Genomic DNA, 21,986 nt, shown 5'->3' with positions numbered 1-21,986 from the left:
CGCCATGGCCGAGACCACCAGCACCGCCGCCCAGCAAAAATCGAACCGCCACGTCGTCGTCAGCGGCGCCCTGTTCGCGCTCATCGCGCTGATCGGCGTCCTGATCGTGCTGTATGCGTGGGACCTGCCGCCCTTCCGCAGCACGGTCGAGAGCACCGAGAACGCGACCGTGCGCGGGCAGGTGACCATCATCAGTCCGCAGCTGTCCGGCTATGTGGTCGAAGTCGACGTCCAGGATTTCCAGAACGTGAAACAGGGCCAGCTGCTGATGCGCATCGACGACCGCATCTACCAGCAGCGCCTGGCGCAGGCGCGCGCCCAGCTGGCGGCCCAGCGCGCGGCGCTCGCCAATTTCGCCCAGAGCCAGAAGAGCGCCGCCGCCACCATCGCCCAGAACCAGGCGGCGGTGGCGAACGCCGGCGCCCAGGCCCAGCGCGCCCAGGCCGACCTGCGCCGGGTCGAGGAGCTGGCGGCCGACGGTTCGCTGTCCGCGCGCGAACGGGACGCCGCACGCGCCGCGCATGCGCAGGCGGTGGCGCAGACCGCGCAATCGCGCGCCGCGCTGGAGATCTCGCGCCAGAACCTGCGCACGGTGGACGTCAACCGCGCCTCGCTGGAGGCGGCTGTTTCGAATGCCGAAGCAGCGGTGAAGCTGGCGGAAATCGACCTTGCGAACACGCGCATCAATGCGCCGCGCGACGGCCAGCTGGGACAGGTCACGGTACGCCTGGGCGCCTTCGTCAACGCCGGCGCCCAGCTGACCGCGCTGGTGCCGCAGGCCATGTGGGTGGTGGCGAACATGAAGGAAACCCAGATGGCCGGGGTGCGGCTCGGCCAGCCGGTCAGCTTCACCGTCGACGCGCTGAACCACGCGAAGATGCGCGGCCATGTCGAGCAGATCGCGCCGGCCACCGGTTCCGAGTTCTCGGTGATCACGCCGGACAACGCGACCGGCAACTTCGTCAAGATCGCCCAGCGCATCCCGGTGCGCATCAGCATCGACCCGAACCAGGAACTGGCGGCGCGCCTGCGGCCGGGCATGTCGGTGGTGGCCAGTATCGATACCGGAGCGCCGGCCGCCGCAACGAAAGGGCAGGCGCGATGAGCAAGGCGTTCCGCTTATCGCTGGCCGCTGCCGCGGCTGCGCTGCTGCTGGCCGGCTGCCGCATTCCGGTGCAGGAGCGCCCGGCGTCCACGCTCGAGGTGCCCGCCAGCTGGCGCGCGCCGCTGCAAATCGGGCCCACCGCCGCCGTCGAGCAGGCATGGTGGCGGGCCTTCGGCGACCCGGTGCTGGACGGCCTGGTGGCGCAGGCGCTGGCGCACAACGGCGACCTGCGCACGGCGCGCGCCAGGCTGCAGGAATACCAGGCGCGCATCCGCGTGGCCCGCTCGGCCCAGGAGCCCAGCGTGTCGGTGAGCGCGGGACCGGCCCGGGCGCGCGCCATCGGGCCGCTGGGCACGCCGGTCGAATCGACCGCGATCACGGGGAATGTGCAGGCGGCGTATGAATTCGATCCCTGGGGCAGGCTGGCGGCAGCGACGCAGGCTGCGCGCTTCGACTATGCGGCCCAGCAGGCGGCGGCGGATGCGGTGGCGCTGTCGGTGGCGGCCAGCACCGCGTCCGGCTACCTGAACCTGCGCGGGCTGGATGCCCAGCTGGCGCTGGCCCGCCAGACCCTGCAATCGCGCGAGCAGTCGCTGGCGCTGGCGCGGCGCCAGTTCGAAGTCGGCTATAGCTCGCGCCTGGAACTGTCGCAGGCCGAGGCCGAATACCGCAACACGGCGGCCGTCGTGCCCCAGCTGGAGCGTGCCATCACCCAGCAGGAAAATGCGCTGAACCTGCTGGTGGGCGCCAGTCCGGGGCCGGTCGCGCGCGGCGCCGGCTTGAGCGCGCTGCGCCCGCCCGGCATCGCCCCCGGCCTGCCGTCCGAACTGCTGCGCCGCCGCCCCGACATCGCCCAGGCCGAGCGCGGCGTCGCCGCCGCGGACGCCAGCCTGGCCGCCGCGCGCGACCAGATGCTGCCTTCGCTGCGCCTGACCGCCTCGGTGGGCGGCTATGCGCACAATCTGCCGGACCTGCTGGGCGCCGGCAGCATGCTGTGGAGCGTCGGCGGCAGCGTGCTGGCGCCGGTCTTCGACGCCGGCCGCCTGCGCGCCCAGGCCGAGATCTCGGCTTCGCTGCGCGACCGCGCCGTGTTCGCCTACGAATCCGTGGTGCGCAACGCCTTCGCCGAGACCGAGAACGGCTTGTCGGCGGTGCAGCGCCTGCGCGAGCAGCTGGAACAGGCCGAGGCGCGCCGGGTCGCCACCGCCGAGGTGCTGCGCATCGCCCACAACCGCTACCGCAACGGCTATTCGTCCTATCTGGAAGAGCTGGATGCGCAGCGCAACGCCTTCAGTGCCGAGACCAACGTGCTGCAGCTGCGGGCGAGCTGGCTGGCGGCGCACGTGGATTTATACAGGGCGCTGGGCGGCGGTTGGCCTGGAATACACTAAACGGTATTAATTATTTCGCAGACCGGGAGACAGGCATGATCAACATCGCAATCATCGTGGGCAGCACCCGCCCCGGACGCAAGGCGCTGGACGTGGCGCGCTGGGTGATGGAGTGCGCGGGCACGCGCGGCGACGCCGCCTTCGAACTGGTCGACATCCAGGATTTCCAGCTGCCGCTGCTGGACGAGCCGGTGCCGCCCTCGATGGGCCAGTATTCGCAGCCGCACACCAGGGCGTGGGCGGCGAAGATCGCCGAGTTCGACGGCTTCGTGTTCGTCACGCCGGAATACAACCACGCCACCTCGGGCGCGCTGAAGAACGCCATCGATTACCTGTACAAGGAGTGGAACAACAAGGCGGCCGGCTTCGTCGGCTACGGCAGCGCGGGCGGCTCGCGCGCGATCGAGAACCTGCGCCTGGTGATGGGCGAGCTGATGGTGGCCGACGTGCGCGCCCAGGTCATGCTGTCGCTGTTCACCGACTTCGAGAATTTCACGGCCTTCAACCCGGCCGAGCACCACGAGCGTTCGGTCGAGATCATGCTCGACCAGGTGGTGCAGTGGGCCGGCGCCCTGAAGCCGCTGCGCAAGGACGATCCGCCGGTTCCGGTGCCGGACAACATGCCGCCGCGCGGGGAGCGGGTGGGCGGCAGCTACTGAGCTTCGGTTTTCGGGCTCGAGCGCGCGCGGGTACAATCGGCGCCCATGACATCGACCGAACCCCGCCGCGCGACCTGCGCCGCCTGCCTGCGCGCGCAGAGCGCCTGCATCTGCCGCTTCGTGACTCCGCTGGACAGCCAGGTCGAGCTGCTGGTCCTGCAACATCCGCTCGAGGTGCACAACGCCAAGAACAGCGCGCGGCTGCTGCACCTGTGCCTGCCGTCCAGCCGGCTGCTGGTGGGCGAGATTTTTCCCGCGGCGGAACTGGAGACGGCCTTGTACGCGGATGGGCGCACGCCGCTGCTGCTGTATCCGCGGACGGTGGGCGAGGCTTCGCTGGGCTTGCCTTTGCCGCCCGTGCTCGATCCGGCGCTGCTGGCCGCGCCGGCCAGGCTGCGCCTGGTGCTGCTGGACGCCACCTGGCGCAAGAGCCGCAAGATGCTCTACTTGAATTCCTTGCTGCCAGCCTTGCCGCGCCTGGGCCTGCAGGACTTGCCACCCTCGGCTTATCGGATTCGCAAGGCCCACGCGCCGGACCAGTTGTCCTCGCTGGAAGCGGCCGCCCACGCACTTTCGCAACTCGAAAACCGGCCTGAACACTACGCACCGTTGTTTGTCAGCTTCGCCGGCTTTGTGGAACAACAATCCCGGCGATTTTGCGCTTGAACCGCCAGTAAAGCGGGTGTACGATACTGTATATCCATACAGTACTCGGGAGCGCCATAGTGAATCGCCAACAAGCTTGGGCTGAAGACGTGGAATTGCAAGGGCAGGTCATGATCCCCCCGCGGCCGCTGACGCCGCACAAGGGCCGTGGCGCCGTGTCCAACCTCCAGGGCCGTTACGAAGTCCACGGCCGCGAGCGTTTCGACGACGGCTGGACGGTCCCGGGACTGAAGACCGATGAAGCGGCGCCGCCGAAGACCATCGTCACGGATGAGTTCGCCAAAACTATCCTGACGCGCAATGCGTCGCCGGACATTCCCTTCCATGTCTCCCTGAACCCCTACCGGGGCTGTGAGCACGGCTGCATCTACTGCTTCGCCCGGCCTTCGCACAGCTACCTCGGCCTGTCGCCGGGGCTGGACTTCGAAAGCCGCCTGTTCGCCAAGGTCAACGCGGCCGACCTGCTGCGCCGCGAGCTGGCCAAGCCCGGCTACGTGCCCGAGAGCATTGCCATCGGCGTGAACACGGACGCCTACCAGCCGTGCGAGCGCGAGCGCGGCATCACGCGCGAAGTGCTGCAAGTGCTGGGCGAGTGCAATCACCCCTATGGCCTGATCACCAAGTCGGCGCTGATCGAGCGCGACATCGACCTGATCGCGCCGATGGCGGAAAAGGGCCTGGCGGCGGCCGCCATCACGCTCACGACCCTGGACGGCGAGATCGCGCGCACGCTCGAACCGCGCGCGGCGGCGCCCGCACGCCGCCTGCGCGCGATCCGCACCCTGACCGAGGCCGGCATCCCGGTCAGCGTCAGCGTGGCGCCCATCATTCCCTTCATCACGGAACCGGAAATCGAGCGCATTCTCGAAGCCGCCAGGGATGCCGGCGCGGTCGGCGCGCATTACACGGTGTTGCGCATGCCGTGGGAAGTCAACCCCTTGTTCCATCAATGGTTGTACGCTCATTTTCCAGACCGTGCGCAACGCGTACTGAACCGCATGAAGGATATGCATGCCGGCAAGGAATACGACAGCGACTTCGGCAAGCGCATGAGCGGCGAAGGCGTATGGGCCGACCTGATCCGCCAGCGCTTCACGAAGGCGGTCAAGCGGCTCGGCATGGACGGCTTCAATGGCCGCTTCAGCAAGATGGACGGCGCGCAGTTCCGCCGGCCGCTGGTCGTGCCTTCGGCGGCCGCCTGCCGGCGCCGGGACGAGGACGTGACCCAGCTCGACCTGTTCGGCGGCGCGCCGGCGGTCGAGGGTGGCGGCAAGCCGGCGAGCAAGACGACCAAGGCGAGCCCGCAGCTGGACTTGTTCTGAGCAGGCGGCGTCTTGTGGCAGGCGCCGTCGTCGGCTAGGATGGCGCTCTCATCTTTCTGGATGGCAGTTTTTCGATCACGGGATGCATATGGAAGAGCAGGGCAGCAGCACAGCAGGGCAGGTCAAGCGGGTCGTCTTCGTCGGCGCGGAATCGACCGGCAAGTCGACCTTGTGCGAATACCTCGCGCGCCAGTACGGCAGCGTCGCCGTGCCCGAGATCGGCCGCTATATCTGGGAGGACAAGCAGGGCCAGCTGAATGCCGAGGACTACGTCGACATCGCCCTGCGCCACCGCGAGGCCGAAGACGAGCAGATGCCCTATGTCCGGCGCTACCTGTTCGTCGACACGAATGCGCTGACCACGCTGCTGCTGGGCCTGGAATTCGGCCAGGTCACCGAACCGGCGCCGGCCGAGCTGCTGCGCTGCGCCGACGAGTGCCGCGAGCGCTACGCCCATACCTTCGTCTGCGCGGATGACATTCCCTACGAAGAACAATCGGCGCGCGAAAACGAAGCCTGGCGCGGCCGCATTCACCAACTGGTGCTGAAGGACCTGGAGGCGCGCGGCATTCCTTACACCCTGGTCAGCGGCAGCGTCGAGGAGCGCGCGCTGCAGGTACGGCGCGTGATCGAGGGCGTCGTGTAGGCTGGGGCGCGCCGACCCGCGCCGGACAGTCCGAGTGTTGTTGTTGTGCTATGTCAACACATGGCAGTAAAAAAAGTTTCCATTTTTTATACCTTTCAGGGCAATATCCTTGTATGTTAGCCGTGCAACTTTTTGCATCGACGGACCCTGCAAGATGCCTAGCCCTGTCCCGCTTTATAAATATCGCGCGCTGCTCCTGTCACAGAGTTTCTTTATCAAAGACAACGCGGCCGAGCTGCGCCTGCACGCCCACAAATACGACTTCGACATGGCTTTCTTCAGCGAAGTCAGCCAGTTCGTGGCGGCGGTGGAGGGCGATACCGGCAACGGCCTGTTCGTGATCGACCTGGACGCCCTGCACAACATGCAGTCGGACATGCTGGACAGCCGCAAGACCCTGATGCTGGGCGAGCTGCTGCAGCGCCTGCCGGCCGGGAAGGAATACGTCTACCTGCAGAGCAGCCGCCAGGGCGGCCGCTACCTGCTGCAGCAGAAGCTGGTTGATTGCCACTGCCTGGCCTATGCCGAAAAGCCGATCGCCAACGACGTGCTGGTCGACAAGCTGTTCAAGCTCTTCGTCCAGCAGAAGCGCGGCGACCTGGTGCGCCTGATGCACCTGGGCGACATGAGCGGCATGGACGAGGCCTGCCTGCACAAGGCGCGGATCGAACTGGTCGAACATGACCAGGCCCAGACCCTGCACCTGCGGGTGCGCGAGCTGCAGCCCGACCTGGTGCTGGTCAGCGATGCCGAGTTCGCGCGCACCGAGTCGCTGGCGTGGGTGCTCAAGAAGAACATCGAAGCCGATCCGGTGCGCGAGATCGTGCTCCTGCAGCGCCAGCCCGATGCGGCCCTGATGCAGCGCGCGCTGGCGAACGGCTTCGACGCCGTGCTGCCGGCCGGCGACGCCGGGCTGCTGTGCGCCCAGCTGGTCAACCGGGCCAGCAAGATCCGCGTCAGCAAGGATTTGATTTCGAAAGACCGCGCCACCGGCCTGCTCAACAAGGTCGGCCTGCAGCAAAAGGCCCAGGAACTGATCCGCCAGGCGGCGCGCGAGGAGCGGCTGCTGGCCTACGGTGTGATCGACATCGACAAGTTCAAGACCATCAACGATACCTGGGGCCATTATTTTGGCGATATCGTGCTGAAGCGCCTGGCCGTCTGCCTGGCTTCCCACCTGGGCGAGCGCGACCTGCTCAGCCGCTTTGGCGGCGAGGAATTCGTGCTCGTGTTCTGGGATTGCACGGTGGAGGAGGGCTGGGCCCGGCTGGATGCGATGCGCCGTGCCTTCGGCGCCTTGCCCTTCGAAGTCCGCGCCGGCGACGTGCGGCGCTTTTCCTTCAGCGGCGGCATGGCCGCCTATCCGGCCTGCCAGACGGAGAATGCGCTGTTCCTGCGCGCCGACGCCATGCTCTACGAAGCCAAGCAGGGCGGGCGCGACCGCATCTGCCCCGCGCCGATCGCCCGGGCAGCTGCTTAGCGGAGCCGGATCAGCGTAGAAACGCCGCCAGATGGCGCTCGATCTCGAACACGTGCGCGTCGAACTTGCCCAGTTCGCGCAGGGCCTTGGCCAGTTCCAGCAGGTATTCGCTGTTCGGTCCGCTCGGGCCGCAGGCGGCAGCGATCTGGCGCGCAATGTCGCGCTCGCTGGCCGGGCCCAGGTAGGCCGCGTTCTCGTGGGTGGCAATGTAGACCAAGCCCTCGGCCGCGCTGCCGTCCTCGAAATGGATGCTTGTCGCCAGGCGCAGGTAGCCGTTCTTTTCGCGGTAGTCGAGGTGGGCGAATTCTTCGGGCGTGACCAGGTAGGCCATGCCGTGGCAGATGGCGCCGGCTTCCGGGACCAGGGTCACGACGCGGCCGGGCGCGGTCTCGGTGCCGCGGTGGTCGTGCGAGCCTTGCCAGAAGCGCCGGCTCCAGCCGCCGATGTGGGCCGGGCGGCGTTCGAGGAAGGGGAAGTCTGCCTTGAAGATCAGGGAGCCGTAGCCGAACAGCCAGACGCTGGCGTGGCTGTCGAAGCGGTCCATGGCCCGATTGATGGCGATGGTGTTATGGGACATGTCCTTATTCTAGCGGCTGGCGCGGCAGCCCGCTGCCGACGTACTCGGCCAAAAAGGCAATAAAAGCCTCGGCCGCGGGCGACAGCGAACGCTGGCCGCGCGTGTAGATGAAGAAACGGCGCGTCAGGACCGGATCCGTCAGCGGCCGGGTCAGCAGCCCATGGCGCTGCACCAGCGCCGCCGCGTAGGGCATGCTGACCGTGACGCCGAGGCCGGCCGCCACCATCGCCAGCGCGGTGCTCATGAAATTGACTTCGTGCTCGGGTTTCAAGGTGGCTTCGCGCGGGGCGTCGCCCATGTCGGCCAGCAGGCGCTCGGTGAACTGGCCGCGCAGCGAGATGAAGGGAAAGCCGGCCAGGTCGCCCCAGGCCAGCTGGTCGCGGCCGGCCAGCGGATGGCCTGGCGGGACCACGGCCTCGAAGGGCATATCCAGTAACAGGCGCGCCTCGAGCTCCGGCGTCTCGTCGCGCTCGGGGGCGATGCCGCAGTCGACCTCGCCGGACAGCACCCGTGCGGTGACGTTCTCGACGCCGCTGTCGGCCAGGCTGACCTTGACGTCCGGGTGGCGTTCGCGCCAGGCGGCAATTGCCTGCGGCAGCAGGGTGCAGGCCATCAACTGGGGCGCCGCGACCCGCACGATGCCCTTCCGCAGCTGCGCATGATCGGCGACGTTGGCCAGCGCGCGGTCGAGATCGTCGATCATCTGGTTGAACAAGGGATAGAGCTCGTTGCCCATTTCCGTCAGGGCAATCCGGCGCGTACTGCGATCGATCACGCGGGCGCCCAGCGTTTGCTCAAGCTCCTTGATCAAACCGGACAAGGCGGACTGTGTGACGTGCAGGAACTGCGCCGCAAGCGTAAAGTTACCGGTCTTGGCCACGGCGATGAAGGCGCGCATCTGGCGCAGGGTTGGATTCATCAGATAATCCGATAAATAGGGCGAAAAAAACTGTTTGTATGATAGTCCGTTTTCATTTTTAATTGGGACATCATTCAATCGCTGAGGAATCCATGAAACTCGCCACCCTGAAAGCCGGCGGCCGCGACGGCACTTTGGTCGTCGTCAGCCGCGATCTCGTCACCTGCCAGGCCGTACCCAATATCGCGCGCACCCTGCAGGCCGCGCTGGACGACTGGGACAGCATCGCCCCGCAGCTGCAGCAGATCTATGAATTGCTGAACCAGGGGATGGCCGCAGATGCGGTGTCCTTCCTGGATGAGGAGTGCGCATCGCCGCTGCCGCGCGCCTATCAGTGGGCCGACGGTTCGGCCTACATCAACCACGTCGAACTGGTCCGTAAAGCGCGCGGCGCCCAGGTGCCGCCGTCTTTCTACCAGGATCCGCTGATGTACCAGGGCGGCTCGGATTCCTTCGTCGGCCCGCGCGACCCGATCGCGGTCCTGTCCGAGGACTGGGGCGTCGACCTCGAAGCGGAAGTGGCGGTCGTCACCGGCGACGTGCCCATGGGCGCGAGCCCCGAGCAGGCGGCGCAGGCGATCCGCCTGGTGATGCTGGTGAACGACGTCTCGCTGCGCAACCTGATCCCGAAAGAGCTGGAAAAGGGCTTCGGCTTCTTCCAGTCGAAGCCGGCCAGCGCCTTCTCGCCGGTGGCGGTGACGCCCGACGAACTGGGCGATGCCTGGCGCGACAGCAAGCTATGCCTGCCGCTGCAGGTCACGCTCAACGACGCCCCTTTCGGCCGCCCCAACGCCGGCGACGACATGAGCTTCAGCTTCGCCCAACTGGTCGCGCACGCCGCCATGACGCGCGAGCTCGCCGCGGGCAGCATCATCGGTTCGGGCACGGTGTCGAACAAGCAGGGCGGCCTGCACGGATCGAGCATCGCCAACGGCGGCGTCGGCTACTGCTGCCTGGCCGAAGTGCGCATGTACGAGACCATCGAGCAGGGCGCGCCGCAGACATCCTTCCTGCGCTATGGCGACACGGTCCGCATCGAGATGCTGGATGGGAGCGGCGCGAGCATCTTCGGCGCCATCGACCAGGAAGTGGTCCACTATCACGGGGCGCAGAAATGAAGCTCTACACCTATTTCCGCAGCTCGGCCGCCTACCGCGTCCGCATCGCGCTGAACCTGAAGGGTTTAAGCTACGACGCCATTCCCGTGCACCTGCTGCGCGGCGGCGGCGAGCAGTTGCAGGAATCCTACCGCGCGATCAATCCGAGCGGCCTGGTCCCGAGCTTCGAGGACGGCGGCATGACGCTGACGCAGTCGATCGCCATCCTCGAGTACCTGGAGGAAGCGTATCCGCAAACGCCGATCATGCCGGCGGACGCCATCGGGCGCGCCCGCGTGCGCGAACTGGCGCAGATCATCGCCTGCGACATCCACCCGGTGAACAACCTGCGCGTGCTGCGCTACCTGGTGCGGGACCTGGGCCTGTCGGAAGAGCAGAAGACCGAGTGGTACCGCCACTGGCTGGTCGGCGGCCTGGAGGCGCTGGAGAATCACCTGGCGCGCGACCTCGCCGGCGGCGCGTTCTGCCACGGCGACACGCCGACCATCGCCGACTGCTGCCTGGTGCCGCAGGTTTTCAATGCGCAGCGCAATGGCATCGATATCGCCGCCTATCCGGCGATTGCGCGCATCAACGCGGCCTGCATCGCGATGCCGGCCTTCGTCGCGGCGCATCCTTCGAACCAGCCGGACGCCGAGTAATCCGCGGCCGTGCCGGGTGAAATGCCCGCTTGGCGCCCGGTCAGTGCCGGGTCTGCGATTCCGGCGCCGAGCGGTCCGGTTTCGAGGGTGAGGACACTTCTTCCAGTGCGCGCTCGATGCCGCCCGAGTGCTTGGTCGCCATGTCGCCCATCGAGACGATGCCGACCACTTCCTGCGACTGCGCGTCGACGACCGGCACGCGGCGGATCTGCACGTCGCCCATCTGGCCCAGCACCTCGTCCACGCTCTGGTTTGGCGAGCAGGTGCGGACGTCGGTGCTCATCACGTCGCCGACGCGGGTGCTGCCCGGCGCCTGGCCGGCGGCGGTGGCGCGCACGGTGATGTCGCGGTCGGTGATCATGCCGACCAGCTTCCGGCCGTCGAGCACGGGGATAGAGCCGACGTTCAATTCGTCCATCATCTGGGCGGCGCGCTGTATCGTTTCCTGCGGCGAAATACTTTGCACGTCGCGGGTCATCACATCCTGGATCGTTTGCATGAGGCTCTCCTGTGGGTTGGCGGTGGCTGGTAGTTGCCCATGATGCAGCAATTTCGGAAATGCGGACGCCGGGTTGACGCACGGAACAGTCCGTAAAAAAAGCCGGCGCGCGGGCTTGCGGATGGCCGGCTCGGCTACAATCTGCCTCCCTTTCAGCTTGCCATTCCAGCCATGCCGAATTCCTCGATTCCCGCGCCCATCCTCGACGCCCTGGGCCTGGCCGACCCGTCGTGGCGCCCGCACCTGGAAGCCGGCCTGCGCGCCATGATGGATGCCGATCCGGCCTACCTGCCGGCGCTGGCCGGCGACGACTTCCTGCCGACCGGCGGGCGCCTGTTCGCGGCGTTTTCCTTGCCGCTGCAACATGTCCGCTACGTGCTGGTGGGGGAGGGGCCGTATCCGCGTCCGGAAAGCGCAACCGGCGTGTGCTTCATGGATGGCGCGGTGGGGGAGTTGTGGTCGGACACGGGCCTGTCGAAGCCGGTCAACCGCGCGACCTCGCTTCGCAACTTCATGAAGATGCTGCTGGTGGCCGACGGCCAATTGAACGTCGGCGACACCGGCGGCGCGGCCATGGCGCCAATCGCCCGGGCGGCGCGCGAAGGCGCATTCATCCAGACCCTGCCCGCGCTGCAGGACAAGCTGACCGCGCAAGGCTTCCTGTTATTGAATGCTTCGCTGGTATTCCGCAAGCACGTTGCTCCGGTCGTCGACGCCCGCGCCTGGCTGCCATTCCAGCGCGCCGTCTTCGCGGCCCTGGGGAAATGCAGGGAAAAGCCGACCCTGGTCCTGTGGGGCAAAATCGCAGAGCAACTGAAAAAAGTCCCGGAAACCGAAGGCTTGCCCCAGATCCACGCCGAGCACCCCTACAACCTCAGTTTCATCGGCCACGAAGGCATGCACAAACTCTTCGGCCCGATGCAACTCCTACGTCCAAACTGACTGATGAAGATCAAACCGGGGTCAGACCCCGATTTTTGGAAAGTGCTTCTAGGACCTTGCCAAAATTCGGGGTCTGACCCCGGTTTGTGGCAAATCAGGAATTGGGGCCTCCAAGACAAAGCCCGCGGGATGCGCTATACTTGACTAATTCAATCAACTAATCAGGTTTCTATTCTTGCTCATGCAGGAAATGCACTTGATGACGTTGAAGAGAAGCAAGATTTTACCACTGTCTGGATACCAACCCGGGGTTGTGATGCGTCTGACCACCAAAGGCCGTTTTGCTGTTACTGCGATGATCGATCTTGCCCTGCGCCAGGGCAAGGGTCCCGTCACGCTGTCGGGCATCAGCCAGCGCCAGGCCATTTCGCTGTCCTATCTGGAGCAACTGTTCGGCAAGCTGCGCCGGCACGAGATCGTCGAATCCGTGCGCGGCCCGGGCGGCGGTTACAGCCTGGCGCGCGGCGCCGACAAGGTGACTGTCGCCGACATCATCATCGCCGTCGATGAGCCGCTCGACGCCACCCAATGCGGCGGCAAGGAAAACTGCCACGGCGCCGATGCCGCCAGCGGCACGCGCTGCATGACCCACGAGCTGTGGGCCACGCTGAACGCGAAGATGGTCGATTACCTCGATTCGGTCACCCTGCATGACCTGGTCGAGCAGCAGAAACAGAAAGAGCAGAAGGAACAGAACGTGGTGGTGATGCACCGCCACGCGCCGGCCGAGAATACCGAAGCAACGCACAGCATATTGAATGGAGTGAACTGATGAACGCGCCCCTGGACAAAAAAATCGAGCAGAGCTTCCAGACTGCACCGCACTTCCCGATCTACATGGACTATTCGGCCACCACGCCGATCGATCCGCGCGTCGCCGATGCGATGATTCCCTTCCTGCGCGAGCAGTTCGGCAATCCGGCCTCGCGCAGCCACGCCTACGGCTGGAGCGCCGAGGCGGCGGTCGAGGAAGCGCGCGCCAATGTCGCCGCCCTGGTCGGCGCCGATCCGCGCGAGATCATCTGGACCTCGGGCGCGACCGAATCGAACAACCTGGCCCTGAAGGGCGCCGCCAACTTCTATAAAACGAAGGGCAAGCACATCATCACCGTGAAGACCGAGCACAAGTCGGTGCTCGACACCGTGCGCGAACTGGAGCGCGTCGGTTTCGAGGCGACCTACCTCGAGCCGCAGGACAACGGCCTGGTCTCGCTGGCGCAGCTGGAAGCGGCGATCCGCCCGGACACCATCCTGGTCTCCGTCATGCTGGTGAATAACGAGATCGGCGTGATCCAGCCAATCGCGGAAATCGGTGAGCTGTGCCGCAAGAAGGGCGTGATCTTCCACTGCGACGCCGCCCAGGCCACCGGCAAGGTCCACATCAACCTGGAAGCGCTGAAGGTCGACCTGATGACCTTCACCGCCCACAAGACCTATGGCCCGAAAGGCGTCGGCGCCCTGTACGTGCGCCGCAAGCCGCGCGTGCGCCTGGAAGCGCAGATGCATGGCGGCGGCCACGAGCGTGGCCTGCGTTCGGGCACGCTGCCGACCCACCAGATCGTGGGCATGGGCGAAGCCTTCCGCATCGCCAAGGAAGAGATGGACGCCGAGATCGCCAAAGTGAAGGCGCTGCGCGACCGCCTGGCCAAGGGCCTGATGGAGATCGAAGAGGTCTACATCAACGGCGACATGGAACACCGCGTGCCGCACAACCTGAACGTGTCCTTCAACTTCGTCGAAGGCGAATCGCTGATCATGGCGGTCAAGGACCTGGCGGTGTCGTCGGGCTCGGCCTGCACCTCGGCCTCGCTGGAGCCGTCCTACGTGCTGCGCGCGCTGGGCCGCAGCGACGAACTGGCGCACAGCTCGATCCGTTTCACCATCGGCCGCTTCACCACCGAGGAAGACATCGACTTCGCGATCGACCTGTTGAAATCGAAAGTCGGCAAGCTGCGCGAACTGTCGCCGCTGTGGGAAATGCACAAGGACGGGATCGACCTGAATTCGATCCAATGGGCCGCACACTAATCTACGAATTCTAGGAGAACCACCATGGCATATTCCGACAAAGTCCTCGACCACTACGAAAACCCGCGCAACGTCGGCTCGTTCGACAAGAATTCCGACGACGTCGGCACCGGCATGGTCGGCGCCCCGGCTTGCGGCGACGTGATGAAGCTGCAGATCAAGGTGAACGAAGCCGGCGTGATCGAAGACGCGAAATTCAAGACCTACGGCTGCGGCTCGGCGATCGCTTCGAGCTCGCTGGTGACCGAATGGGTGAAGGGCAAGTCGCTGGACGAAGCGCTGTCCATCAAGAACACCCAGATCGCCGAAGAACTGGCGCTGCCGCCGGTGAAGATCCACTGCTCGATCCTGGCAGAGGATGCGATCAAGGCCGCCGTGGCCGATTACAAGCACAAGCACGCAGCGGAAGAAAAAGCCGCCTGATGTGTGGCGTGGGCACGGTGTGCCCACCCTACGATGCAAAAGGTAGGGTGGGCTCCCCGAGCCCACGCGCGTACAGCAGCAAACCGTAGCAACGAATCAAGCTGGAGAAATACGAATGGCAATCACCCTGACCGAAAAAGCCGCGCGTCACATCACCCGTTACCTCGAACGCCGGGGCAAGGGTGTCGGCTTGCGTTTCGGTGTGCGCACGACCGGCTGCTCCGGCCTGGCCTACAAGCTGGAGTATGTCGACGAGCCGGCGGCCGAGGACAACATCTTCGAGTCGCATGGCGTGAAGGTCTTCGTCGACCCGAAGAGCCTGGCCTACATCGACGGCACCGAACTCGACTTCGCGCGCGAAGGCCTGAACGAGGGTTTCCGCTTCAATAATCCGAACGTCAAGGACAACTGCGGCTGCGGCGAATCCTTCCGCATCTAACGCTCAGTAAAGCCGGCACGATGCAGAATCACTTCGAGCTGTTCCAGCTCCCCGCCAAATTCGACGTCGACCAGGACGCGCTGGACGCGGCCTATCGCGAAGTCCAGGGGCGCGTGCACCCGGACCGCTTCGTCAACGCCAGCGACGCCGAGAAGCGCGTTGCGATGCAGTGGGCGACCCGCGCCAACGAGGCTTACCAGACCCTGCGCAACCCGATGCTGCGCGCGCGCTACCTGTGCGAGCTGAATGGCGTCGACCTGCAGACCGAGTCCAACACGGCGATGCCGATGGACTTCCTGATGCAGCAGATGGAACTGCGCGAGCTGCTGGCCGATGCGCGCGCGTCCAAGGACGCCGAGGCGCTCGACGAGCTGGACGCCCAGGTGCGCGGCGAGAAGAAGAGCCGGCTGGCGCAGGTCGGCAAGCTGCTCGACGCCGGCGATTACACCCAGGCGGCGCAGGGCGTGCGGGCGCTGATGTTCCTCGATAAGTTCAGCGACGAATTACATTACGCATTCGAAGCGCTCGAAACGTAACGTGGGCACGGTGTGCCCACCCTACGAACTGCGGCGTTTCCCGTAGGGTGGGCACCCCGTGCCCACGCGACAATAAAAACAACCAGGTAACACGACCATGGCACTACTGCAGATTTCCGAACCCGGCATGTCGACCGCGCCGCACCAGCACCGGCTGGCGGTGGGCATCGACCTGGGCACCACCAATTCCCTCGTCGCGACCGTCCGCTCCAGCATTCCCGAAGTGCTGAGCGACGAAGACGGCCGCGCGCTGCTGCCATCGATCGTGCGCTACCTGCCGAACGGCCACGCCAACATCGGCTACAAGGCGCAAGCCCACCGCACCACCGATCCGAAGAACACCATCGTCTCCGTCAAGCGCTTCATGGGCCGCGGCCTGAAGGACATCGCGCACGCCGAGAACATGCCGTATGACTTTGTCGACGCTCCCGGTATGGTGCAGGTCAAGACCGTCGCCGGCGTGAAAAGCCCGGTCGAGGTCTCGGCCCAGATCCTCGCGACCCTGCGCCAGACCGCCGAAGACGCGCTCGGCGACGAACTGGTCGGCGCCGTGATCACGGTGCCGGCCTACTTCGACGACGCCCAGCGCCAGGCGACCAAGGACGCGGCCCAGCTGGCCGGCCTGAACGTGCTGCGCCTGCTGTCGGAGCCGACCGCGGCGGCCATCGCCTATGGCCTCGACCATGGTAAAGAGGGTGTGTTCGCGGTGTACGATCTGGGCGGCGGCACCTTCGACATCTCGATCCTGAAGCTGTCCAAGGGCGTGTTCGAAGTGCTGGCTACCGGCGGCGACTCGGCCCTGGGCGGTGACGACTTCGACCAGCGCCTGTTCTGCCACATCACCCAGCAGGCCGGCCTCGCGCCGCTGTCGGACGAAGACACCGCGACCCTGATGGTCAAGGCGCGCCAGGCCAAGGAACTGCTGTCGACCAACGAAGAAACGACGGTCGAGGCGATCCTGAAGTCGGGCGAGATCGTGCAGGTGACGATTCAGGCAAAGACCTTCACCGAGATCACGCAGCCGCTGGTCGCCAAGACCATGAACGCGGTCCGCAAGGCCATGCGCGACGCCGACGTGTCGGTCGAGGACGTCGACGGCGTGGTGCTGGTCGGCGGCGCCACGCGCATGCCGAACATCCGCCGCGCGGTGGGCGACTATTTCAAGACCATCCCGCATGCGAACATCGACCCGGACAAGGTGGTGGCGCTGGGCGCCGCGATCCAGGCGAACCTGCTGGCCGGTAACCGCGCGGCCGGCGACGACTGGCTGCTGCTGGACGTGACCCCGCTGTCGCTGGGCATCGAGACCATGGGCGGCCTGGTCGAGAAGATCATTCCGCGCAACTCGACCATCCCGTGCGCCCGCGCGCAGGAGTTCACGACCTTCAAGGATGGCCAGACTGCCCTTGCCGTACACGTGGTGCAGGGCGAGCGCGAGCTGGTGTCCGACTGCCGTTCGCTGGCGCGCTTCGAGCTGCGCGGCATCCCGCCGATGGCGGCCGGCGCGGCGCGCATCCGCGTGACCTACCAGGTCGATGCGGACGGCCTGCTGGCGGTGTCGGCGCGCGAGGCGCGTTCGGGCGTCGAGGCGCACATCACGGTCAAGCCGTCCTACGGCCTGGGCGACGACGAAGTGGCGCGCATGCTGCAGGACTCGTACAACTCGGCGCAAGTCGACATGGTCGCCAGGGCGCTGCGCGAAGAACAGGTCGAGGCCGAGCGCATCCTGCTGGCCACGCAGTCGGCGCTGGACACCGACGCCGAACTGCTGAGCGATGAAGAACGCGCGGCGGTCGCCACGCTGCAGCAGGGCGTGCGCGACGCGCTGGCCCGCTCGAACGATGAATCGGTCGGCGTCGACGAGCGCCAGAACAAGCTGCACGACGCGGTGCAGGCGCTGGCGCATGGCACCGAGGAATTCGCGGCGCGGCGCATGGACAAGAGCGTGCGCAAGGTGTTGGCCGGGAAGTCGCTGGATCAGGTGTAAGGACCGCGAACAGCAGCACGTCGTTCCCGCGAAGGCGGGAACCCAAGTTCTGCTTGAGCAAACGAAACGCTGGCAAACTTGGATTCCCGCCTGCGCGGGAACGACGAAGCAAGAGTAAACAATATAAACGAGGTAAAGAAGTGCCACAAATCGTCATCCTCCCCCATCCCGTCTTCTGCCCCGAAGGCGCCGTGCTCGATGGCCAGACCGGCAAGTCGATCTGCGACACCCTGCTGGAAAACGACATCGAGATCGAGCACGCCTGCGACCGCGTGTGCGCCTGCACCACCTGCCACGTGATCGTGCGCGAAGGCTTCGATTCGCTGAACGAGCAGGAAGAAAAGGAAGAGGACATGCTGGACAAGGCCTGGGGCCTGGAGCCGAACTCGCGCCTGTCCTGCCAGGCCATCATCGCCGATGAAGACCTGGTGGTCGAGATCCCGAAATACACGATCAACCACGCAGCCGAGAATCACTGATCACGGAGTGTGAGCCATGAAGTGGACCGACGTCACCGCCATCGCCGAGGCCTTGTATGAAAAGCACCCGGATGTCGACCCGACCGCGGTGCGCTTCGTGGACCTGCATAACTGGGTCGTCGAGCTCGATGGCTTCGACGACGACCGTACACGCGGCGGCGAGCGCGTGCTGGAAGCCATACAAACGGCCTGGATAGATGAAGCAAGTTAAACCCACTGTGTACGAACTGCTCCCGGAAGTGAAGCCCGGGCAGTCGATCGAACTGCTCAAGGAGCTGCACATCCTCACCCGCGAGGGCAAGCTCAATCAGGACAGCCGGCGCAAGCTGAAGCAGGTCTACCACCTGGTGCAGTTCATCGAACCCCTGGTCAAGGACGTCCTCGAGCAGCAGGGAGCGCAGTCCAGCGACAAGCAGGGCGTGAGCCTGGTCGACCACGGCGCCGGCAAGTCCTATCTCGGCTTCATCCTCTACGACCTGCTGTTCAAAGGAAAGCCTGCGGGCGAGGGCGGCCACATCTACGGCATCGAGACCCGCGAAGAGCTGGTGCGGAAATCGACCGAGCTGGCGGCGCGCCTGGGTTTCGAGGGCATGTCCTTCCTGAACTTGTCGGTGGCCGAGTCCACCGATTCGGGCAAGCTGCCGGCATCCATCGACGTGGTCACCGCGCTGCACGCCTGTAATACCGCGACCGACGACGCGATCGACTTCGCGCTGAAGAAAAAGGCCAAGCACATCGTGCTGGTGCCCTGCTGCCAGGCCGAAGTCGCCTCGGTGCTGCGCAAGAACAAGGGCAAGGACCTGGGCCGCAGCGCGCTGACGGAAATCTGGCGCCACCCGATCCACACCCGCGAATTCGGCAGCCAGATCACCAACGTGCTGCGCTGCCTGCAGCTGGAGGCGCACGGCTACCAGGTGACGGTGACGGAACTGGTGGGCTGGGAGCACTCGATGAAGAACGAGCTGATCGTCGCCACCTGGAAAAACCTGCCGCGCAAGCGGCCCGCCGAACGCCTGCAGCAGGTGCTGGCGGAAGTCGGCCTCGAAGAGATGGCCGAGCGCTTTTACGTATAACGAGTGAGACCATGAGCGAACAACACGAACACTGGATCGACCTGCGCAGCGACACCGTCACCCAACCCTCCAGCGCGATGCGCGCCGCCATGGCCGCGGCCCCGGTCGGCGACGACGTGTATGCCGACGATCCGACCGTCAATCGCCTGCAGGACTACGCGGCCGAGCTGTTCGGTTTCGAGGCCGGCCTGTTCGCGCCTTCGGGCACCCAGACCAACCTGATCGCGCTGTTGGGCCACTGCGGCCGCGGCGACGAATACCTGGTCGGCCAGGAAGCGCACACCTACAAGTACGAAGGCGGCGGCGCCGCGGTGCTGGGCAGCATCCAGCCGCAGCCGATCGCCAACCAGGCCGACGGCAGCATCGCTTTGGCGGACATCGCGGCCTACATCAAGCCGGACGACATGCATTTCGCGCGCACGCGCCTGCTGGCGCTCGAGAACACCATCGGCGGCCGCGTGCTGCCGCAGGATTACGTGCTCGCCGCCACCAGGCTGGCGCACGGCAAGGGCCTGGCGACCCACCTCGACGGCGCGCGCGTCTGCAACGCCGCCGTCAAGAACGGCATCAGCCTGCGCGCGGCGGTCGAAGGTTTCGACACCGTCTCGGTCTGCCTGTCGAAAGGCCTGGGCGCGCCGGTCGGCTCCGTGCTGCTGGGCCCCAAGGCTTTCATCGAGCAGGGCAAGCGCTGGCGCAAGATGCTGGGCGGCGGCATGCGCCAGGCCGGCGTGATCGCCGCGGCGGGCCAGTACGCGCTGGAGAACAATGTCGAGCGCCTGGCGGAAGACCATCAAAATGCGGCCGATCTGTCGGCCGGCCTGGCGCAGATCGAGCAGCTGCGCGTGACCACGCCGCAAACCAACATTTTTTATGTCGAGATTCCGGAAGCGGCCGTCGCCGGCCTGCGCGAGCATCTGACACGTCAAGGCATCCGCGCCTCGATCGGTACGCATACCCGACTGGTAACCCACCTGGACGTGAGCAAGCAGGACGTGCAAAAGACCATCAACGCCTTCAAGGAATTCTTCAAGTGAGCGACGACGGTATTCGCCTGGCCAAGCGCGTGGCCGAACTGGTGGCGTGTTCGCGCGCCGACGCCGAGCGCTACATCGCCGGCGGCTGGGTCAGCGTCGACGGCGAAGTCGTCGACGAGCCGGCCACGCGCGTGCTGCCGGCACAGCAGGTCGCGCTGCTCCCCGGCGCGACGGCCGAGGAACCGCAGCCGGTCACCATCCTGCTGCACAAGCCGGCCGGCCTGCACGGCAAGGCGGCGCTCGATTCCCTGCAGCCCGACACGCTGTTCCAGGCGGAGATGGGTCCGCGCTTCCTGAAGCGCCATCTCACGAAGCTGACGCCGGCGATGCCGCTGGAAGTCATGGCCAGCGGCCTGCTGGTGTTCAGCCAGGACTGGCGCGTGGTGCGCAAGCTCACGCAGGACAGCGACCGCATCGAGCAGGAGTACGTGGCCGAAGTCACGGGCGCGATCGCCGAGGACGGCCTGGCGCGCCTGAACGCGGGCGGCACGCCCAAGGCCCCGATCAAGGCCAGCTGGCAGAGCGAGGCGCGGCTGCGCTTCGCCGGCAAGGGCATCGCGCCCGGCCAGATCGAGGCCCTGTGCGCCAGGGTCGGGCTGCAAGTGACCGGCCTGCGCCGCCTGCGCATCGGCCGGGTCGCGCTGAGCGGCCTGCCGGCAGGGCAGTGGCGCTACCTGCGCGAGATCGAGAAGTTCTGAAGACGGCGCTCAGGCCCTGGCGGCCGGCGCAGTCGCAGCGGCCGCCTTCGGCAGCTGCACCAGGCGGGTGCCGGCCAGGCGGTCGTGCAGGAACTGGCGGTCCTTGTCGAGGAAGGCGGTGAGAGCCCAGGCGGCGATGCCGATGGCGACGGCGATCGACACTTCCGCCTTGCCCTTCAGGCCGAGCAGGCCGCAGGCGACCAGCGCCGGCAGGAACCAGCCCCAGGCCAGCAGGTAGCGCAGCGCCGCGGTCTGCAAGGAGACGCGGCCCTGGCCGGGACCGATGAGGCGCACGCGCCAGGTCTTCATCGCCAGCGTGTGGCCGCTGTCGGTCCAGCACCAGACGAAGTAGGCGCCGGTGACGAGGAACAGGAAGATTTTCAGGCCATGGCCGGCCAGCGGCGCGTGGCTGTTTTGCGTGACCAGCAGGTAGAGTGCCACCGACAGCATCTCGACCGCCAGGAGAAGAAAGGTCTCGTAGACCATGATGGTCAGGCGGCGTTTGATGCTGGGTGTATCGCTCATGGATGAACTCAAGGACTCAGGCGTTGTTCGGACTGATGCCCCAGTTGGCCGGCACCGGTTTTTCCTGTTCGGGCGGTTTCGGCTGGGCGGGCGGGGCGGGTTGCTGCGCCGGTACGGCCGGCGACGGTTGCTGCGGCGTACCCGGGACGGCCACGCAGGCCGGCGTGGCGGAGACGCTGTTCTTCATGGTGCCGGCGGGGCAGGAGGTCGCGCCCTGGCCGAGCGGCGCCACGACCTTGCCGTTGGCCTGGCTCGGCACCACGGCGGTGTTCTTGCGGCCAGCCGCGGAGGCGGCCAGTTTCTTCTTCTGTTCTTCCGGCAGCTGCTGGTAGCTGGCCCAGCTCGCGGTCTTCTGCTCGGGCGCGATCTTGCGCGCACGCGCATAGGTCTCGCGCGCCAGCTCGCGCTGGGCCGGGGTCAGCCTGGCCCATTCGCGCATGCGCTCCTGCACGCGCTGCTGTTCTTCCGGCTTCATGCTGGCGAAGCGGTTCGCCAGCTGCAGCCATTTCTGCTTGCGCACGCCGTCCATCTGGTCCCACTCGCCTTGCAGCGGATGCAGGACCAGCTGCTGGGGCGGCGTCAGGGCGCGCCACAGCGGCTTGTCGCCGGTCTTGTGCGCAGCGGGTGCGCCGGGCTTGCCGGCCTGGGGTGCGGTATCCGCGGCGTTGGCGGCGGGCGCGCCGTTGCCGCCATCCGGCATGGCGATGCGGTCGTGCCGCTGGCTGAACACCAGCAGGACGCCGGCGAATACGACTGCGGCGCCGGCGGCAGCGACTTTACCCTTGTTTGCCGTCATCAA

26 protein-coding genes are annotated in these 21,986 nt (G+C 66.3%); 21 read left to right on the top strand and 5 right to left on the bottom strand.

Annotation, left to right across the window (positions count from 1 at the left end):
• Positions 1-4 precede the first annotated feature (4 nt).
• From ACFPO9_RS09175 to ACFPO9_RS09145, 7 genes are all read left to right on the top strand, one after another.
• Positions 5-1,105: an HlyD family secretion protein gene (locus tag ACFPO9_RS09175; protein WP_379769735.1), complete on the top strand. Its 1,101-nt coding sequence runs from the start codon at positions 5-7 to the stop codon at positions 1,103-1,105.
• The gene (locus ACFPO9_RS09170) at positions 1,102-2,496 is read left to right on the top strand and encodes an efflux transporter outer membrane subunit (protein ID WP_379769732.1); all 1,395 of its coding nucleotides are present in this window, start codon (positions 1,102-1,104) and stop codon (positions 2,494-2,496) included. Before ACFPO9_RS09175 ends, ACFPO9_RS09170 begins: the two co-directional genes overlap by 4 nt.
• A 35-nt stretch (positions 2,497-2,531) precedes the next feature.
• Complete coding sequence (locus tag ACFPO9_RS09165; RefSeq protein ID WP_379769730.1) at positions 2,532-3,155, top strand: NADPH-dependent FMN reductase; 624 nt, start codon at positions 2,532-2,534, stop codon at positions 3,153-3,155.
• A gap of 45 nt (positions 3,156-3,200) precedes the next feature.
• Positions 3,201-3,821, top strand: a complete 621-nt coding sequence (locus tag ACFPO9_RS09160; protein WP_379769728.1) for a tRNA-uridine aminocarboxypropyltransferase — start codon at positions 3,201-3,203, stop codon at positions 3,819-3,821.
• 110 nt (positions 3,822-3,931) lie between these two features.
• Positions 3,932-5,143 (top strand): PA0069 family radical SAM protein, encoded by a 1,212-nt coding sequence (locus tag ACFPO9_RS09155; protein ID WP_379769726.1) that lies wholly within the window; start codon positions 3,932-3,934, stop codon positions 5,141-5,143.
• A gap of 82 nt (positions 5,144-5,225) precedes the next feature.
• Positions 5,226-5,789, top strand: a complete 564-nt coding sequence (locus ACFPO9_RS09150) for an AAA family ATPase (protein ID WP_379769724.1) — start codon at positions 5,226-5,228, stop codon at positions 5,787-5,789.
• A 154-nt stretch (positions 5,790-5,943) separates the two neighbouring features.
• Positions 5,944-7,269 carry a diguanylate cyclase gene (locus ACFPO9_RS09145; protein WP_379769722.1) on the top strand — a complete coding sequence of 442 codons (1,326 nt, stop codon included), beginning with the start codon at positions 5,944-5,946 and terminating at the stop codon, positions 7,267-7,269.
• Positions 7,270-7,279: 10 nt separating this feature from the next.
• Here ACFPO9_RS09145 and ACFPO9_RS09140 read toward each other — a convergent pair whose 3' ends face one another.
• The gene (locus ACFPO9_RS09140) at positions 7,280-7,846 is read right to left on the bottom strand and encodes a gamma-glutamylcyclotransferase (RefSeq protein WP_379769719.1); all 567 of its coding nucleotides are present in this window, start codon (positions 7,844-7,846) and stop codon (positions 7,280-7,282) included.
• Between the two features lie 4 nt (positions 7,847-7,850).
• Entirely contained in the window at positions 7,851-8,765 is a 915-nt protein-coding gene (locus ACFPO9_RS09135; protein ID WP_379769717.1) for a LysR family transcriptional regulator, read from the bottom strand.
• Between the two features lie 92 nt (positions 8,766-8,857).
• Here ACFPO9_RS09135 and ACFPO9_RS09130 point away from each other — a divergent pair, with 92 nt between their 5' ends.
• Entirely contained in the window at positions 8,858-9,883 is a 1,026-nt protein-coding gene (locus tag ACFPO9_RS09130; protein WP_379769715.1) for a fumarylacetoacetate hydrolase family protein, read from the top strand.
• A complete protein-coding gene (maiA, locus tag ACFPO9_RS09125; RefSeq protein WP_379769713.1) occupies positions 9,880-10,524 on the top strand; it encodes a maleylacetoacetate isomerase in 645 nt (214 codons plus the stop codon). The genes ACFPO9_RS09130 and maiA overlap by 4 nt, the downstream gene beginning before the upstream one ends.
• A gap of 40 nt (positions 10,525-10,564) precedes the next feature.
• On the opposite strand, the gene ACFPO9_RS09120 is transcribed toward maiA, so the two are convergent.
• Entirely contained in the window at positions 10,565-11,023 is a 459-nt protein-coding gene (locus ACFPO9_RS09120; protein WP_379769710.1) for a CBS domain-containing protein, read from the bottom strand.
• A gap of 171 nt (positions 11,024-11,194) precedes the next feature.
• On the opposite strand from ACFPO9_RS09120, the gene ACFPO9_RS09115 reads away from it, so the two are divergent.
• From ACFPO9_RS09115 to ACFPO9_RS09060, 12 genes are all read left to right on the top strand, one after another.
• Complete coding sequence (locus tag ACFPO9_RS09115) at positions 11,195-11,965, top strand: uracil-DNA glycosylase family protein (RefSeq protein WP_379769708.1); 771 nt, start codon at positions 11,195-11,197, stop codon at positions 11,963-11,965.
• 256 nt (positions 11,966-12,221) lie between these two features.
• The gene (iscR, locus tag ACFPO9_RS09110) at positions 12,222-12,737 is read left to right on the top strand and encodes a Fe-S cluster assembly transcriptional regulator IscR (RefSeq protein WP_379769706.1); all 516 of its coding nucleotides are present in this window, start codon (positions 12,222-12,224) and stop codon (positions 12,735-12,737) included.
• Positions 12,737-13,993: an IscS subfamily cysteine desulfurase gene (locus tag ACFPO9_RS09105; RefSeq protein WP_379769704.1), complete on the top strand. Its 1,257-nt coding sequence runs from the start codon at positions 12,737-12,739 to the stop codon at positions 13,991-13,993. The genes iscR and ACFPO9_RS09105 overlap by 1 nt, the downstream gene beginning before the upstream one ends.
• 24 nt (positions 13,994-14,017) lie before the next feature.
• A complete protein-coding gene (gene iscU / locus ACFPO9_RS09100) occupies positions 14,018-14,416 on the top strand; it encodes a Fe-S cluster assembly scaffold IscU (RefSeq protein WP_036168742.1) in 399 nt (132 codons plus the stop codon).
• Positions 14,417-14,531: 115 nt separating this feature from the next.
• On the top strand, positions 14,532-14,855 hold the full coding sequence (gene iscA / locus ACFPO9_RS09095) for an iron-sulfur cluster assembly protein IscA (RefSeq protein WP_230029371.1): 324 nt from the start codon (positions 14,532-14,534) through the stop codon (positions 14,853-14,855).
• A 20-nt stretch (positions 14,856-14,875) separates the two neighbouring features.
• Positions 14,876-15,391 carry a Fe-S protein assembly co-chaperone HscB gene (gene hscB / locus ACFPO9_RS09090; RefSeq protein WP_379769702.1) on the top strand — a complete coding sequence of 172 codons (516 nt, stop codon included), beginning with the start codon at positions 14,876-14,878 and terminating at the stop codon, positions 15,389-15,391.
• A gap of 97 nt (positions 15,392-15,488) precedes the next feature.
• Positions 15,489-17,378, top strand: coding sequence for a Fe-S protein assembly chaperone HscA (hscA, locus tag ACFPO9_RS09085; RefSeq protein ID WP_379769700.1), 1,890 nt, complete (start codon positions 15,489-15,491; stop codon positions 17,376-17,378).
• A 140-nt stretch (positions 17,379-17,518) separates the two neighbouring features.
• Entirely contained in the window at positions 17,519-17,857 is a 339-nt protein-coding gene (gene fdx / locus ACFPO9_RS09080; protein WP_230029368.1) for an ISC system 2Fe-2S type ferredoxin, read from the top strand.
• A gap of 16 nt (positions 17,858-17,873) precedes the next feature.
• Positions 17,874-18,068 carry a Fe-S cluster assembly protein IscX gene (gene iscX, locus ACFPO9_RS09075; RefSeq protein ID WP_379769697.1) on the top strand — a complete coding sequence of 65 codons (195 nt, stop codon included), beginning with the start codon at positions 17,874-17,876 and terminating at the stop codon, positions 18,066-18,068.
• Complete coding sequence (locus tag ACFPO9_RS09070) at positions 18,055-18,930, top strand: class I SAM-dependent methyltransferase (RefSeq protein ID WP_379769695.1); 876 nt, start codon at positions 18,055-18,057, stop codon at positions 18,928-18,930. Before iscX ends, ACFPO9_RS09070 begins: the two co-directional genes overlap by 14 nt.
• 11 nt (positions 18,931-18,941) lie before the next feature.
• Positions 18,942-19,964: a low-specificity L-threonine aldolase gene (gene ltaE / locus ACFPO9_RS09065; protein ID WP_379769693.1), complete on the top strand. Its 1,023-nt coding sequence runs from the start codon at positions 18,942-18,944 to the stop codon at positions 19,962-19,964.
• Positions 19,961-20,662 carry an RNA pseudouridine synthase gene (locus ACFPO9_RS09060; RefSeq protein WP_379769691.1) on the top strand — a complete coding sequence of 234 codons (702 nt, stop codon included), beginning with the start codon at positions 19,961-19,963 and terminating at the stop codon, positions 20,660-20,662. The genes ltaE and ACFPO9_RS09060 overlap by 4 nt, the downstream gene beginning before the upstream one ends.
• 9 nt (positions 20,663-20,671) lie before the next feature.
• Here ACFPO9_RS09060 and ACFPO9_RS09055 read toward each other — a convergent pair whose 3' ends face one another.
• Both ACFPO9_RS09055 and ACFPO9_RS09050 read right to left on the bottom strand, forming a co-directional pair.
• Positions 20,672-21,187: an RDD family protein gene (locus tag ACFPO9_RS09055; protein WP_379769689.1), complete on the bottom strand. Its 516-nt coding sequence runs from the start codon at positions 21,185-21,187 to the stop codon at positions 20,672-20,674.
• Positions 21,188-21,203: 16 nt separating this feature from the next.
• On the bottom strand, positions 21,204-21,983 hold the full coding sequence (locus tag ACFPO9_RS09050) for a DUF3106 domain-containing protein (RefSeq protein WP_379769686.1): 780 nt from the start codon (positions 21,981-21,983) through the stop codon (positions 21,204-21,206).
• Positions 21,984-21,986 lie beyond the last annotated feature (3 nt).

This window comes from Massilia aerilata (assembly GCF_042656905.1).
Lineage (GTDB): Bacteria > Pseudomonadota > Gammaproteobacteria > Burkholderiales > Burkholderiaceae_D > Telluria > Telluria aerilata.
This window is presented reverse-complemented; position numbering and strand designations above follow the sequence as displayed.